Raw genomic sequence first — 15,338 nt, 5'->3', positions numbered from 1 at the left:
TCCGTTCTGTTGTTGCGTCGGGTTCATTGGGGATTGGCGGATGCTGTTTGCATCAGCTGTTCAACCTTGATGAACGACTCTTCCCTGGATTGCAGGATGGCCATGGCTTCTGGCCGGGTTCCAAGCAGCGGTCCATCGACGATAGAGGCGAGCTTGAGTAAATGATCACCTTCGTAGATGTTGTTTTTGAGCAAAAGGTCCAGGTTCTCGGTAATTTCATTGATGCGATCGTCGCCCGGTTCGCCGAACGCTGCATATTGCTCATCGACCCAATACAACCATCCCAGTCGCGCTTGAATCTTTGCTGTGTTGTCGGGAAGGTTGTAAGCCGGGCCATCACTACGCCACTTCAGTTCCGATGTAGCCGTCCATAACAGCCACGCACCGCGCTCTTTGCCGAAGTGGCTGGGGGCAGGGCTGTACACCGCTTGCCAAGGACCGAACAATTGAACGGACGCGTCACTAGCGGTGTAGGCCAGCGCAGCCCAGAGGCTGGGTTTGTGATAGCTCAACAGGCTTTGGCCGCCGGAACCGTCATTGGCTCGCAGTAACCAGCGCGCGTGCGCGAGGGCCTGGGTGGCGTCTTCTGCGACCAGCGCAATGCCCGAGTAGTTTTCTTCACACAATCGCGTGGCTTCGGCTGCCAGACGGCTACCCCACGGCGCCGTGAGCCAGAGCGGACCTTCGTCAGCGATTTCGGCAAAGTCAGTACTGCTGAACAAGGCCTGAGCATTCATCGGCTCGCCGATACGATAGAGACGAGACATCGCCTCGGGCTGGCGTCCGCGATCGATGATGAAACACAGGACCTGACTGGACTGTTCCCTGGGCAGCGACTCGAATCCATAGCGAGGTGCGGCCAGCAGGGTGTTCATGGCGTTTACATGCATGTGCAATCCTTACGGCTGCAGGCGCCGTTGCTCTGTTTGCCGCACAATGGCGTGATACCCGACTCGTTGAGACGGCTGGGGAGAGGGGCCTTGCCCGCTGTATCCGCATCCGCCACCTTCATCGGCCCTGGCAACAACGGCGCAGCAGGCGTACCCGCACCCGGTCCACCACCGGAATTGACCTTCACCTCAGCCCCACTAATCGTCACACCCCCCGCATCAATCTTCACAAAACTCCCGCCAGCCTTGGCCGTGAGCTCCATGCCTCCCTCAACCACCACCTTCTCTCCAGCGTGGTAGTGAATCTCCTGACCCGCCTCGACAAACTGCGCCGTGCCGATCTTCACGTGCTGGGTCACGCCGACGGTGAGGTGATCATCCGCCCGCGCTTCGGTCTTGCGGTCCAGATGGGTAATCCGGTGCTCTTCTACCTTGAACTCGCTGAACACATTGGCCTCGACCGTGTCATGCCGTTCATTGCCGACGCGAATTTTCTGGTCGTGCTCGACGTTTTCATCCCAGTCGCGCTGGGCGTGCAGGTAGATCTGTTCCGCGCCTTTTTTGTCTTCGATGCGAAACTCGTTGTAGCCCTTGCCGCCCGGGGAGCTGAGGGTCTTGAAGGTGCTGCGGGTTTTATTCGCCGGCAGGTCGTAGGGGACGACGTTTTCCTTGTGGTACAGGCAGCCGGTGATCAGCGGTTGGTCGGGGTCGCCTTCGAGGAAAGTGACGAGCACTTCCATGCCGACTCGCGGGATGGCGATGCCGCCGTAGGCGTTGCCGGCCCAGCCGGTGGCGACGCGCAGCCAGCAGCTGCTGGTGTCGTTGCCCTGGCCTTCGCGGTCCCAATGGAATTGCACTTTGACGCGGCCGTATTCGTCGCAGTGGATTTCTTCGCCGGGCGGGCCGGTGACGATGGCGGTCTGGCTGCCCAGCACTTTGGGTTTTGGGTGTTCCAGGGCAGGGCGGAAGTGCGCGTCCCACGGCGTGGCGAGGAAGCGGTTGCGGTAGCCCTGGTGGAAGTCATCTTTGTTATGGGTGACGTCGCTGGTGATGTTCTCGCCGAGCACTTGCGGCTGCTTGCCTTCGTGGACGATTTCCAGCAGCAGCCAGAGGTCGTTCCACTCGGCGCGCGGGTGTTCGCTGAGGGCCATGAAGTGGCCAGTGACCAGGGTCGGTTCGTCGCCTTTGCCTTCGGCGAGTTGGTAGTCGCTGCGATGGCGTTCCAGGGCGCGGGTCGCCAATTGTTTGCCGCGCGCGCGGTCGGTGAAGCGGCCGGGGTAATCGTAGTCTTCGAGGTCCGGGGCGAATTCGCTTTTAGCCGCGCCTTCGGGCAGCAATCGTGGTTTTTCGAAGTCGTAGTCGCGGCGGCTGACGCGGGTGGTGCGGGTTTCCAGGCGCAGGTTGAAGCGCTTGATCACCGGTTTTTCGGCGGCCATGCCGGAGTCTTGCTGGTAGCTCACCGGCGCGAGTTTGCGGAATACCGTCTGGTCATCACCGAACACCAGTTTGTGGCCGCTGCTCGAGTGCTGGAAATGGAAGTGAATGCCTTCCTCTTCACACAGGCGCTGGATGAAGTGCAGGTCGGATTCGTCGTACTGCACGCAGTACACGCGCTCGGGGTAGATCGCGCCGAGCTGGAAGCTGTAGGCGTCGGCCAGAATGCCCCGGGCTTCGAGCACCTGGGCGATGATCTTCGGCACAGTTAAATGCTGGAAAATCTGCTGGTCATGGTTGTGCCGCAGGTAGGCCAGTTGCGGCACCAGGCTGATGCTGTAACGGGTCAGGCTCTTGCCGGAATCGCCTTGCTCGATGCGGTAGACCAGGCCATGGATTTTGCCCTGGCCGGTGGCGCCGAAGGTCAGGCAACCGGGCTTGTGCAGCAGCTCTTCGAGTTTCAGGTCGGGGCGGGCGCTGACCAGTTCGATGTCGAAACAGAACGGCTGGTTGAGGGCTTCGCGACCGACGAAGCTGAGGACCTGCAGGTCGACGGAAACGCCTTCGAGCGTGAGGGAAATATGGGTTGCGTTTGCGTCCAGCATGCCTTGAGTTCCGTCCTTTGAAAAAGCAGGGGCGGATGGTGCAGCATTAAAGTGCCATGTTCAAGGTTGAAATGCCGTAGCTGGGAAGGGTAAAAAGTATAGGGAAAACCCTTAGGTACAGGTTTTTGGTCAATGAATCCTGGACTTTGACTGTTAGAACGCCTTCGCGGGCAAGCCTCGCTCCTTGGTATTTCAGTCGCGATCGATGGATCTGCGCAGATCCCGTAGGAGCGAGGCTTGCCCGCGAAGAGGCCATCACAGCTGATGTCGATACGGCAAATCCGGCCCGGTCTTGCTGCATGTCAACGCGGCGGCACTCACCGCAAACCTGAGCATCGCGTCAATTTGCTCACGGCTCAGCTGTTGCAAACCTTCAACCGAATCCAGCTGCTGCTCGGTCAGCCAGGTAATCAACGCTGCCTGAAACGTATCGCCCGCCCCCACGGTGTCGGCAATCTTCACCGAGCAGGCCGGCACCGACCACGAACCGTGGGCACGGCTGAACACCGTTGCGCCTTCGCCGCCTCGGGTCAGGAACACCAACCGACAGCGATGCTCCAGCCAGCCTTCGATGACGCGTTGAGGATCCTGCTCGGGATACAACAGGCTCAAATCTTCATCGCTGACCTTGATCAGGTCGGCCAGCTCCACCAGCGTGGCAATTCGCGAACGCCACAACTCGATGTTTGGCTCGGGATTGAGGCGCACGTTCGGATCGAGGCTGATCAGGCGTTTGCCGCTTTCCCGTTGCACCAGCGCCAGCAGGGTATCGGCAATCGGTTGCACCACCAGCGAGAACGAGCCGACGTGCAAGCCGCGCACTTCAGGCCCCAGCTCTGGCAGATGCGCCAGGCTCAACTGTCGATCAGCGCAGCCTTCGCCACGAAAGCTGTAATGGGGCGAGCCATTGGCCCCGACCGCGACCATCGCCAAGGTGGTCGGCGCGGCGAAGTCCACGAGGTAGTCCGGGCGCACACCTTCGTCCTGCAGCACTTGCTGCAAACGTCGGCCGAGGTAATCGGTCGACAGCCCGCCAAACAGCGCGGCGTCCACGCCCAAGCGGCACAAACCTACGGCCACATTGAACGGTGAGCCGCCGGCAATTGCCTTGAAATTCACTTTGGATGCCAGACCGCTGGCATCGTCTTCGCTGAAGAAATCGAACAGCGCTTCGCCACACACCAGATACATAATTGTTCGCTCTTTAAAGGGTTGCGACATGCTGTTGATAGCGTTCGTAGGCCTGCTGACAGGCCGCCACATTTTTTGCAATTGGTAAGGTTTCACTGGCCAGATCGAGCTTTACGCAACGCTCGCACAAGTCCGCCAGGCTGTCTTCGTGACCGTTTGCCCAAGACTTGCACCACGCTGCCTGAATCGCTGCGCCGAGGGCCGCGGCTTCACTTTGCTCGGTACAAATCACTGGCGTATTCATGATGTCAGCGACGATCTGTCGCCACACCGGACTCTTTGAGCCGCCGCCGATCAGGCAGATGCCGCGGCTTTGTAAGCCATTCTGGCGTAGCAAGTCCAGCCCGTAACGCAAACCGAAGGTGGTGCCTTCCACCACGGCGCGGCACAGGTTGGCCCGGGTCAGGTTGGTCATGGTCAGCCCCAGCAGGCTGCCGCTGGCATGGGGCAGGGCGGGGACGCGTTCGCCATTGAGGAACGGCAGCATGCACACGCCTTCAGCACCGGTCGGTGCTTGCGCGACCAAGGCGTTGAACGCCTCGATATTCAATTCGAACAACTCGCGAATCGCGCCGGTCGCGTTGGTCAGGTTCATCGTGCAGATCAATGGCAGCCAGCCACCGCTGGAGGAGCAGAACGTCGCGACCGAGGCATCCGGGCTGACGTTCGCTTGCTCGGCATAGGCGTAGACCGTTCCCGAGGAGCCGAGGCTCATAGTGATCGCGCCGGGCTTTATATTACCGGTGCCGATCGCCCCCATCATGTTGTCACCGCCACCGCTGGAGACCAGCGCTTTGGGGTTGATGCCGAGGTGCTCGGCGATACTCGGCAGGATCGTGCCGACCGGTTGGTGGGCATCGATCAGTTCCGGGAGTGCGGCTTGCAGGCGCCCGGTGGGGTCGATGTCGCGCAGCAGTTGCAAGTCCCACTGGCGGGTGCGCACGTTGAAGTACCCGGTGCCCGAGGCATCGCCATACTCGCTGCAACTGCGGCCGGTGAGCCAATAATTGAGGTAGTCATGGGGTAGCAAGATGCGGGCGATTCGGGCGAATACTTCCGGATGTTGTTCTTTGGTCCAGAGCAGTTTGGACACGGTGTAGCCCGGCGCGATGACGATGCCGAGGCGTTCGAGGGAGCCTTTTTCGCCGCCCAGATGGGCGAGCAAACGGTCGTTCTCCGGCGTGGACTCGGTGTCGCACCAGAGCTTGGCCGGGCGCAGCACCTGGCCGCGATCGTCGAGCATTACCAGGCCATGCTGCTGGCCGGAAACACCGATGCCGAGGATCGCCTGACCGTCTACCTCCGCTGCGAGCAGCGCGCGCTGGGTGGCCAGGGCAATGGCTTCCAGCCATTGGGCAGTGTCTTGCTCGCGAAGACCATTGGCGCCGCTGATCAGGCTGTGGGCAGCGGCGCCCTGACCGAGGACCTGCCCGCTGTGCGCGTCGAGGATGACGGCTTTGGTGCCTTGGGTGCCACAGTCGATGCCGAGGAACAGTTGTTGGTTTGCCATGGAAACCCCTACCGAAGATCGCTCCCACGCTCTGCGTGGGAATGCCTCAATGGACGCTCTGCGTCCGCTTCTGGATGGGACGCGGAGCGTCCCGGGCTGTGGGAATGATCAGGCGGCGAGCACTCTTTCGAGGGTTCGGGTCACCCCAACCTCCCGCAAGCTGTTACAGCACCACTCAAACGCCGCGACAAACTCCGCAGAACGCGGAATCGCCGTCCCGAAAATCTCCTCAACCTCCAACAATCGTTGAGTGATCAACACATCATCGGCCACCAGCGCCTGACAGAACGCCGCCCGTGGATCCGGAATTGCGTAGGTCTGGCCATTCTCATCCACGCCTTTGAGGTACAGCGCCCACGCCGCTACCACCAGCGCTGCACGCTTGGTCTCCTGCCCATCGGCAATCAAGCTGTTGATGGTCGGTACGGTGAACTTCGGAAACTTCGACGAGCCATCCGAACACACCCGCTCCAGCTGATCGGCAATTGCCTGGTTGGAGAAGCGCGCCACCAGGGTGTTTTTGTACACGGTCAGGTCGATCCCCGGCACCGGCGCCAGTTGCGGCGTCACGTCCAGGTCCATGTAGGCGCGCATGTAGCGCACGAACAGCGGGTCGTTCATGGTTTCGTGAACGAAGCGGTAACCCTTCAAAAAGCCCAGATAGGTCAGCGCCAGATGGCTGCCGTTGAGCAGCTTGATCTTCATCTCTTCGTAAGGCGTGACATCGTCGGTGAACTGCACGCCGACCTTTTCCCACGCCGGGCGACCGTTGACGAATTTGTCCTCCAGCACCCACTGCACAAACGGCTCGCAGACCACCGGCCAAGCGTCGTCGATGCTGTGTTTGTCGTGCAGTTGCAGACGATGCTCGGTGCTGGTCATTGGCGTAATGCGGTCGACCATCGCATTAGGGAAGCTGACATGGCGCTCGATCCAGTCGCGCAGATCGGCATCGCGCAGGGCGGCGAATGCCAGCAGGGCTTTACGGGTCACGGCGCCGTTGTGCGGCAAGTTATCGCAAGACATCAGCGTGAACGCGGGCGTACCGGCTGCACGACGTTTGGCCAATGCGGCGCAGAGGAAACCGAATACAGTCTTTGGCGCGTTCGGGTGAGTCAGGTCGTGCTGGATCTGCGGCAGGTGCGCCATGAACTCGCCGTTGCTGTCGTCGATGCAATAGCCGCCTTCGGTGATGGTCAGCGAGACGATGCGGATGTCTGGATGGGCGAGTTTGTCGATCAGCGCCTCGGCGCTGTCTTCGGCCAGCAGCATGTCACGGATGGCACCGATAACCCGGACTTCGGCGTCGTCGGCGTCGCCGAGTTCGAACAGGGTAAACAGATAATCCTGCTCTTTGAGATCGTCCCGGGCGCGACGGTCTTCGGCGCGCAGGCCGACCCCGCAGATGGCCCAGTCCAGTGCTTCGCCGGTATTCATCAAGGCATCGGTGTAGTACGCCTGATGCGCGCGGTGGAAACCGCCGACGCCAATGTGCGCGATGCCTTGGCGGGTATCGCTCAGGGTGTAGGCGGGCAGGGCCACCTCGGGGGCGAGGCGGTTGTGGTTCTGTTTATTCAGTTTCATCACATGCTCTCGGATCAGGCTGCGACGCGCAGTGGACGGGTCAGCGCCACGCCGTCGGCGTCGAATAAATGGCAGTGTTCGGCATCCAGGTGCAGGTTCAGGGTTTCACCATAACGGCTGGCCAGATCGCCGCGAACACGCATGGTCAGCGCTTCGCCGGAAGACGTCAGGACGTGGCAGAAGGTGTCGCTGCCCAGGCGTTCGCTGACGTCGGCGGTCACTTGCAGCGTGCAGTCGCCGGGTTGCGCCAACTCTAGGTGTTCCGGGCGAATGCCCAGGGTCACTGCGCCACCGACGCTCAGATTGGCAGCGCTCAACGGCAGACTGATGCGAGTGCCGGCGTCCAGCAGGACTTCGCAGCGTTGGCTCTCGATACGGGTGACCTTGCCCTTGAGGAAGCCCATTTTCGGCGTGCCGAGGAAGCCTGCGACAAACAGGTTGGCCGGCTGGTGATACAGGTCCAGTGGCGAACCGACTTGCTCGATCTTGCCGCCATTGAGGACGACGACTTTGTCGGCCATGGTCATGGCTTCGACCTGGTCGTGGGTCACGTAGATCATCGTGGCTTGCAGTTCTTTGTGCAGGCGCAACAGTTCCAGGCGCATCTGCACCCGCAGGGCGGCGTCGAGGTTGGACAGCGGTTCGTCGAACAGGAAGATTTTCGGGTTGCGCACGATCGCCCGGCCGATCGCCACGCGTTGACGCTGACCACCGGACAGTTGCTTCGGCTTGCGCTCCAGCATCGGCCCCAGTTCGAGGATGCGCGCCGCCTCGCCGACTTTTTTCTCGACTTCGGCTTTCGCTACACCGGCCAGGTCCAGAGCGAACGACATGTTTTTGCGCACGCTCATGTGTGGGTACAGGGCGTAAGTCTGGAACACCATCGCCAGGTCGCGCTTGGCCGGGCTGACCTCGGTGATGTCGCGGCCATCCAGTTCGATGGTGCCGCCGCTGACTTCTTCAAGACCGGCGATCAGCCGCAGCAGGGTGGATTTGCCGCAGCCCGACGGGCCGACGAACACCACGAATTCCTTGTCATTCACTTCGAGGTCGATGCCTTTGATGATGGAAAAACCTTCGAAGCCTTTTTGCAGATTCTTGATTTTCAGGTTGGCCATGATGGCGCTCCTTTGTGCTTATTCTTTGAGGGCTATTTCACGGCGCCAAACGACAGGCCGCGGACCAATTGTTTCTGGCTGATCCAGCCGAAGATCAGGATCGGTGCACAGGCCAGGGTCGACACCGCCGACAACTTGGCCCAGAACAAACCTTCGGGGCTTGAGTACGAGGCGATCAACGCGGTCAGTGGCGCGGCCTGCGACGAGGTCAGGTTCAGCGACCAGAACGCTTCGTTCCAGCACAGGATCAGCGACAGCAAAACCGTGGAAGCCAGGCCGCCCTTGGCGATCGGCAGCAGCACCCGAACCATTTCTTGCCACAGCGTCGCGCCGTCCAGGCGTGCGGCTTCGAGGATGTCTTTGGGGATGTCTTTGAAGTAGGTGTAAATCATCCAGACCACGATCGGCAGGTTGATCAGCGTGTAGATCACGATCAGCGCGATGCGCGTGTCCAGCAGGCCGAAGCTCTTGGCCAGCAGGTAGATCGGCATCAACACGCCCACCGGCGGCAGCATCTTGGTGGAGAGCATCCACAGCAGCGTGCCTTTGGTGCGCTGGGTTTCGTAGAACGCCATCGAGTAGGCCGCCGGCACCGCGATCAGCAGGCACAGGGCCGTGGCACTGAAGGAAATCACCACCGAGTTCCAGGCGAAGCTGAAGTAGTCGCTGCGCTCGTTGATGTGCAGGTAGTTCTCCAGCGTCGGCGTGAAGATGAACTGCGGCGGCGTGGCGAACGCGTCGATTTCGGTTTTGAAACTGGTCAGCACCATCCAGAAAATCGGGAAGAAGATCAGGATCGCGATGGCCCAGGCCAGGGTGCCGAGCAGCAGGCTTTGCAGGCGGCGGGATTGTTGAAGAGTCATGGCGCAGGCCTCAGGCTTTGTCTGTCAGGTTTTTGCCGATCATTCGCACCAGCACGATGGCCGCGACGTTGGCAATCAACACCGCGATCAAACCACCGGCGGAGGCCATGCCGACGTCGAACTGCACCAGCGCCTGGTTGTAGATCAGGTACGCGAGGTTGGTCGAGGCGTAGCCGGGGCCACCGTTGGTGGTGGTGAAGATTTCAGCAAACACCGACAGCAGGAAGATGGTTTCAATCATCACCACCACCGCAATCGGCCGGGCCAGGTGCGGCAGGGTCAGGTGCCAGAAAATCGCGATGGGACCGGCACCGTCCAGGCGTGCGGCTTCTTTCTGTTCCTGATCGAGGGACTGCATGGCGGTCATCAGGATCAGGATCGCGAAGGGCAGCCACTGCCAGGAAACAATGATGATGATCGACAGCAGCGGGTAATGCGCCAGCCAGTCCACCGGTTGTGCGCCGAACAACTTCCAGATGTAGGCGAGAATCCCCGAGACCGGGTGAAAGATCAGGTTCTTCCAGATCAGCGCACCGACGGTGGGCATGATGAAGAACGGCGAGATCAACATCACCCGCACAATGCCGCGACCGAGAAACTCACTGGCCTCCAGCAATGCACTGATCAACACGCCGAACACCACGCTGATCAGCAGCACGCTGCCCACCAGCAACAGGGTGTTGGTGGCGCCGGGCAGGAAACCCGAATCGCTCAGAAAGTAGCTGAAGTTCTCCAGCCCCACGAACTGGTTTTCACCGGGGTAGAGCAGGTTGTAGCGGATCATTGAAAAGTAAACGGTCATGCCCAGCGGCACGATCATCCATAGCAACAGCAACGCCACCGATGGGCTGACCAGAAACCAGCCGGGGTTGGTCAACCGGCTTTTGCGCACCGGTTGGGAGATGTCCATGTGAGCTTTGACAGTTGAAATATTCATGGCGATAGAACCAATTGAGAACAGACGACGCGGAACCTGTGGGAGCGGGCTTGCACGCGAAGAGGCCGGTACATCCGGCACATCTTCGTGACTGATCCATTGCTATCGCGGGCAAGCCCGCTCCCACAGGGAAAGGTGCTGGTTACTTGGGATAACCGGCGCGCTTCATTTCACGTTCGGTGGTTGACTGGGCGGCGGTCAAAGCCTGGTCGACCGTGGTCTGGCCGATCAGTGCTGCCGAAAACAGCTTGCCAACCTGGGTGCCTACGGCCTGAAATTCAGGAATGGTCACCAGCTGGATGCCGATGTAGGGCACGGGCTTGAGGGACGGTTTGCTCGGGTCCGCCGCTTTCAGCGATTCCAGCGTCACCTTGGCGAACGGCGCGGCATTCATGTAGGCCTCGGTGTAAGTCGAGGCGCGAGTGCCTGGCGGCACGTTGGCGATGCCGTCTTTCTCTGCGACCAGCGCACCATATTCCTTGGAAGTGGCCCAGGTACTGAACGTTTTCGCCGCATCCTTGGCCTTGGAACTGGTCGGAATGGCCAACGCCCAGGAATACAACCAGGCCGAACCTTTGTCGGTGGTTTCATGCGGTGCGTAGGTGAAGCCGACGTGATCGCTGACCTTGCTTTGGGTCTTGTCGGTGACGAACGAGCCGGCGACGCTGGCATCGACCCAGATCGCACACTTGCCGCTGTTGAACAGCGCCAGGTTTTCGTTGAAGCCGTTGCTTGATGCGCCCGGCGGGCCGGACTTCTTCATGGTGTCGACGTAGAAGTTCAGCGCGTTCTTCCACTCAGGCCCGGTGAATTCCGGCTGCCATTTTTCATCGAACCAGCGTGCGCCATAAGCATTGGCGACAGTGGTGATCAGCGCCATGTTCTCGCCCCAGCCAGCCTTGCCGCGCAGGCAGATGCCGTACTGTTCTTTGTCCTTATTGGTGAGTTTGCTGGCAAATTCGCTGATCTGAGTCCAGGTCGGGCGTTCGGGCATGCTCAGCCCGGCGTCCTTGAACAGGTCGGTGCGATAATAGGTGATGGAGCTTTCCGCGTAGAACGGCAGGGCATAGAGCGTGCCCTTGACCGAAAGGCCTTCACGGACCGAAGGGAACACGTCGTCGAGGGCGTAGCTGGCCGGCAAGTCCTTCATCGGTTCCAGCCAACCCTTGGCACCCCAGAGTGCAGCTTCGTACATGCCGATGGTCAACACATCGAACTGTCCGCCCTGGGTGGCGATGTCGGTGGTCAGGCGTTGACGCAGAACGTTTTCTTCGAGCACCACCCAATTGAGCTTGATATCCGGATGCTCGGCCTCGAAGGTTTTCGAGAGTTTTTGCATGCGGATCATGTCGCTGTTGTTGACGGTGGCAATGGTCAGGGTCTGGGCGCCGAGGCTGACGCTACTGAGGGTCATGCAGGTGAGGGCAAGCAGAGCTTTTACAGAAGGTTGCATCATGCACTCCTTTTCTGCACCCGGCGGGGTTACAGAAGGACAGTTATTGTTTTTGTGTCTTCCGTAGGCAGGAAGAATGTGCGCTGATTACAGCCTTCAATTGACGGGCTGACAAATCATCCATCGCACTGTCATCGATACTTTTTTGCACTGGTAAGTCAGGGGGCTGGTTTCGCTGCGTGTCGCCCTGTAGCAGCTGCCGCCAGGCTGCGTTCGAGGGCGAAGCCCTCGCCGGGCTCCAGTATGCGACGACTCAGAAGGGTTGGATTGATCGGATTTGCGACTGCTGCGCAGTCGAACGCAGCCTTCGGCAGCGGCTACAAGGATTCGTGGATCAGGAAAAGTCAGTGCTGATTCTGCTCAGTCAAACGCTGCACCGCCAACCGCCGGTAGTACGACGGCGTCATGCCCTTGAGCTGCTGGAAACGCCGATTAAAGTTGGAAATATTATTGAAACCCGATTCGAAACACACATCGGTCACCGTTTTATCGCCATCGGCCAGCAATTCGCAGGATTTGCTGATGCGCAGGCGATTGACGAATTCGATAAAGCAGCGCCCGGTGGCCTGTTTGAACACGCGGCTGAAGTAGGTCGGCTTCAGGCCCAAGTGCTCGGCGACTTCTTCCAATGGCAGATCGCGGGCGTAATGGGCAAAAATGTAATCCACCGCCCGGTTGGTACGATCGATGTTGTGCTCATCGGCCAATTGCGGCGTGGTGGCACCGGATAGCAACTGATAGTCGTCAGACGTCGCCAGCAATTCCAGCAGAATGAAAAAATGCCCGAGCCGGGTCATGCCCTGGGTGTCGGCAATGCGCTGCATCAAGGCCATGGCCTGGCGGATAGTCCGTTTGCAACGAAATTCGATGCCGTACTGCGCGCGCTCCAGCAAGGGCACGAGTGTCTTGAGTTCGGCGAACACCTGATGACCGCTTTCAAACAGTTCATCGGTGAAGTTGACCAGCATGTCGCGCTTTTCCACCACTTCGTCTTCGGCCACCTGGCTGATCCAGTTGTGCGGAAGGTTGGGGCCGGTGAGGAACAGCGTTTCCGGGTAGAAATTACCGATGTAGTCACCGATGAACACCTTGCCGGAGCTAGCGACGATCAGGTGCAGTTCGTATTCCTTGTGGAAATGCCAGCGCACCAAAGGGCAGGGGAAACCGTGCTGACGATAGATGATGGACAACCCGTTATGGTCGTCCATCAATTCGTAAGAAGGGTCGGTAACTCTGGGTGGTCGGCTCATGTCAGGACACTTTTATTGTTATCGCCCGGTGATCATGCCTCTTTCGGGGCGCCTAAGGCCAGCTTGCAACGACCCTGTATGTCCAAGGCCGGAGGGCAGGCGTGGTGGCTATTTGAGTTTATGGCGGGCTTTGGTCAGGTTCGCGGCTCGGCAGTAAGAAACGATCTTCGACTCTTCAATGAAATCGACATTGATAATGTTGCACTTCATCGCCCAGTCGTCTGTTGTCGGGTCGAACCATTCATTCAGTGGGTCATGAATGTCCACGGGGCCGCCGAGAGCGCTGTAACTGGTGGCAGATAACGACCAGGGTGCCCAGGTGCCAGGCGGAGCTTGCAGAACACCCTCGATGTATTTTTTCAACTCGTCGATTCCGGTGATGCCATTGCCTGTCCATTTATGGTGGACCTGATTAATAAATACACTGCGATCAAGTTGCCAGTGCGACTTGGCAGCGGCAAACACTCGCTGTTCAGAACTGACTTGTTTAAGCTTACGAAGACTAAGAGGCAGGTTGCTGCTGGGGATGAGGCGGTCGCCCAGCAGGTGAATCATCACTTTATTGAAATAATCGTAATCAAAGTTCTCGCCGTCGAGACTGTGGAAGTCCAGAATGATGAACTCGTCGGGATTCTTTCGCAGGAAGTCGTTTACATCGGTTATCAAATTACCCAGTGTTCGGGAACTTCGATGACCATTGTGGTGAGCACGAAATTTTCCAAGGCCCTCTGCCTCTGGCTCGTAGATCAGGCGAATATCGAGAACCCTGGAGCCGTGATGCAATTGAGTATGGAAAGTGTTGTGCTGACAAGCCAGCCAGTGACGGGGAGGGCCGAGCAACGGATAAGACGCCTGCCAGTCACTGCCCGCATTGTGGGTCCCGGGCAACGTTAACTCACAGATCGATAGTGCATCAATGGACGGCGTAGCAGCCATCCAGTTATTGTTGGCGTCGTTGTTTTTAATATCGTTCATGAATGCATCCTGCATAGATTAAAGAAAGAAGCCCCTGCGCGTTGAAGTTATTAAAGGGGCGTTGGCAGGATGTTATAGGGTTGAATTTGCTGATTGCCAATACGTTGATTGATGCAAGTTGTTGGTTATTCTTTTTTATACTTTTTACTGGGGGTGTTTTTTCTGGTTTTTCGCTTCAATCCACTGAGCCATGTATTGTGTGCTCTTGTGGGCGTGATGGCGCAACATGCTGCCGGTAAAGTTGTTCTTTCTTAGTTGTGGCAGGTGTTGTTGGCAATACAGCAATTTTTCGATCAGTGCAGGGCCATGTATCGCGCGTTGATAACGGTCCATCAATAAAGCTTGCCCTTGAGACTGGGCCGTTCGCCACTGTATCTCGTCTTTATAAAGCTGAACCGCACAGGTGGCGAACTCTTGCGCCGTGCAAGTGACAGCCCCCGGCCAGGGGTGACTTGCGTGCATGGCTTCAGCGCCGATCGGCGTTGTGACACTGGGCGTTCCGCAAATCATTGCGTCGACGATCTTGCCTTTGATGCCCGCACCGAAGCGTAACGGCGCCAGGCACACCCGGGCCGCGGACATGACTTGCAATGCATCTTCTGCCCAGTTCATCACATGAAACCCTTGGGCCGCGTTGTGCAGGGCGGTGGCTTTGGGCGGCGTATAGGCGCCATAGATATGCAGTTGCGCCTCTGGCAACTGCGCACGGATCAACGGCCAGATCGTGGTTTTCATCCAGAGCACGGCATCCCAGTTGGGCGCGTGGCGGAAGTTACCGATACTGAGGAAATGCGCACGGTCTTCAAAGGCTGGCGATGCGGTGGTCGGCGGTTCGATCATCAACGGGCACCAGTGCAGCAGTTGTTGCGGTAACCCGAACTGCTCGATCAGCAATTCAATCTCCACTTCGGAGATCATCAGGTTCAAGTCGCAGCGATACAGCGCGGCGATCTCGCGCTTCGCCAGATCGGTATCGGCCATGAGCTCGAACTCTTCACGCAATGCCGGGGCGAATAATTCGTTGAAATCGTTGGCGTCGTCACTGGCCTTCAAGCGTTCCTTGAGCCGCTGATGCCGGGCATGTCGCAGGCTTTGCAGATCGGAGGTCTCCAGCACGCGCAGGGCGTCGGGGCAGTGTTTCTCTACTCGCCAGCCGAACTGTTCCTCCATCATGAATTGGTCGAACAGCACGATGTCCGGCGCCAGCTCGCTGACGAAAGCGTCGAAACTGCTGTTGTTGAGTTCGATCGGCACCTCGCGAATGCCCAGCTCGGTGAGGTCCGCCTTATGCTCGCCGGGGCCGGCCGGGCTGCTGAAGGTAATGTCCCAGCCTTGCTGCAAGAACGTTTCGAGGATTTGCATGACGTGCCCGCTGGCCGCTGAAGAGTGGGGTTCGGGCCAGACGTAACCGATGACCAAGACTTTGGTGATGGGAAGGGGAGTCATGAAGGGTGATCCTTTGCTGCAAACGGGAGGCGCGGAAAGGGCGCAATTAAACCACAGCGCTGGATAATTTCATCCGTTGACG

12 protein-coding genes are annotated in these 15,338 nt (G+C 59.0%); all 12 read right to left on the bottom strand.

Annotated elements, in window-relative coordinates; all coding sequences use genetic code 11:
- Nucleotides 1–23 precede the first annotated feature (23 nt).
- A complete protein-coding gene (locus tag MMG91_RS00705) occupies nt 24–890 on the bottom strand; it encodes a DUF4123 domain-containing protein (RefSeq protein ID WP_310658397.1) in 867 nt (288 codons plus the stop codon).
- Entirely contained in the window at nt 881–2,929 is a 2,049-nt protein-coding gene (locus MMG91_RS00700; protein WP_310658396.1) for a type VI secretion system tip protein VgrG, read from the bottom strand. Before MMG91_RS00700 ends, MMG91_RS00705 begins: the two co-directional genes overlap by 10 nt.
- A 255-nt stretch (nt 2,930–3,184) precedes the next feature.
- Complete coding sequence (locus MMG91_RS00695; RefSeq protein WP_310658395.1) at nt 3,185–4,120, bottom strand: carbohydrate kinase; 936 nt, start codon at nt 4,118–4,120, stop codon at nt 3,185–3,187.
- 13 nt (nt 4,121–4,133) lie between these two features.
- Nucleotides 4,134–5,630 (bottom strand): xylulokinase, encoded by a 1,497-nt coding sequence (gene xylB / locus MMG91_RS00690; protein WP_310658394.1) that lies wholly within the window; start codon nt 5,628–5,630, stop codon nt 4,134–4,136.
- A gap of 108 nt (nt 5,631–5,738) precedes the next feature.
- Nucleotides 5,739–7,214, bottom strand: coding sequence for a mannitol dehydrogenase family protein (locus MMG91_RS00685; protein ID WP_310658393.1), 1,476 nt, complete (start codon nt 7,212–7,214; stop codon nt 5,739–5,741).
- A 14-nt stretch (nt 7,215–7,228) separates the two neighbouring features.
- Nucleotides 7,229–8,332 carry a sn-glycerol-3-phosphate ABC transporter ATP-binding protein UgpC gene (locus tag MMG91_RS00680; RefSeq protein ID WP_310658392.1) on the bottom strand — a complete coding sequence of 368 codons (1,104 nt, stop codon included), beginning with the start codon at nt 8,330–8,332 and terminating at the stop codon, nt 7,229–7,231.
- A 32-nt stretch (nt 8,333–8,364) separates the two neighbouring features.
- Nucleotides 8,365–9,195, bottom strand: coding sequence for a carbohydrate ABC transporter permease (locus MMG91_RS00675; RefSeq protein ID WP_007905617.1), 831 nt, complete (start codon nt 9,193–9,195; stop codon nt 8,365–8,367).
- A gap of 10 nt (nt 9,196–9,205) precedes the next feature.
- Nucleotides 9,206–10,105 carry a carbohydrate ABC transporter permease gene (locus tag MMG91_RS00670; RefSeq protein ID WP_305449791.1) on the bottom strand — a complete coding sequence of 300 codons (900 nt, stop codon included), beginning with the start codon at nt 10,103–10,105 and terminating at the stop codon, nt 9,206–9,208.
- A gap of 169 nt (nt 10,106–10,274) precedes the next feature.
- The gene (locus MMG91_RS00665; protein WP_305449655.1) at nt 10,275–11,585 is read right to left on the bottom strand and encodes a sugar ABC transporter substrate-binding protein; all 1,311 of its coding nucleotides are present in this window, start codon (nt 11,583–11,585) and stop codon (nt 10,275–10,277) included.
- Between the two features lie 344 nt (nt 11,586–11,929).
- Nucleotides 11,930–12,835 carry an AraC family transcriptional regulator gene (locus MMG91_RS00660; protein WP_305449656.1) on the bottom strand — a complete coding sequence of 302 codons (906 nt, stop codon included), beginning with the start codon at nt 12,833–12,835 and terminating at the stop codon, nt 11,930–11,932.
- Nucleotides 12,836–12,943: 108 nt separating this feature from the next.
- Complete coding sequence (locus tag MMG91_RS00655) at nt 12,944–13,810, bottom strand: phospholipase (protein ID WP_310658391.1); 867 nt, start codon at nt 13,808–13,810, stop codon at nt 12,944–12,946.
- Between the two features lie 144 nt (nt 13,811–13,954).
- Nucleotides 13,955–15,256, bottom strand: a complete 1,302-nt coding sequence (locus MMG91_RS00650) for a glycosyltransferase (RefSeq protein WP_310658390.1) — start codon at nt 15,254–15,256, stop codon at nt 13,955–13,957.
- Between the last annotated feature and the right edge of the window lie 82 nt (nt 15,257–15,338).

The sequence above is a fragment of the Pseudomonas sp. JL3 genome (genome assembly GCF_031570575.1).
Lineage (GTDB): Bacteria > Pseudomonadota > Gammaproteobacteria > Pseudomonadales > Pseudomonadaceae > Aquipseudomonas > Aquipseudomonas cucumis.
The sequence above is the reverse complement of the archived record's forward strand: the minus strand, read 5'-3'. Positions and strand labels throughout refer to the sequence as shown.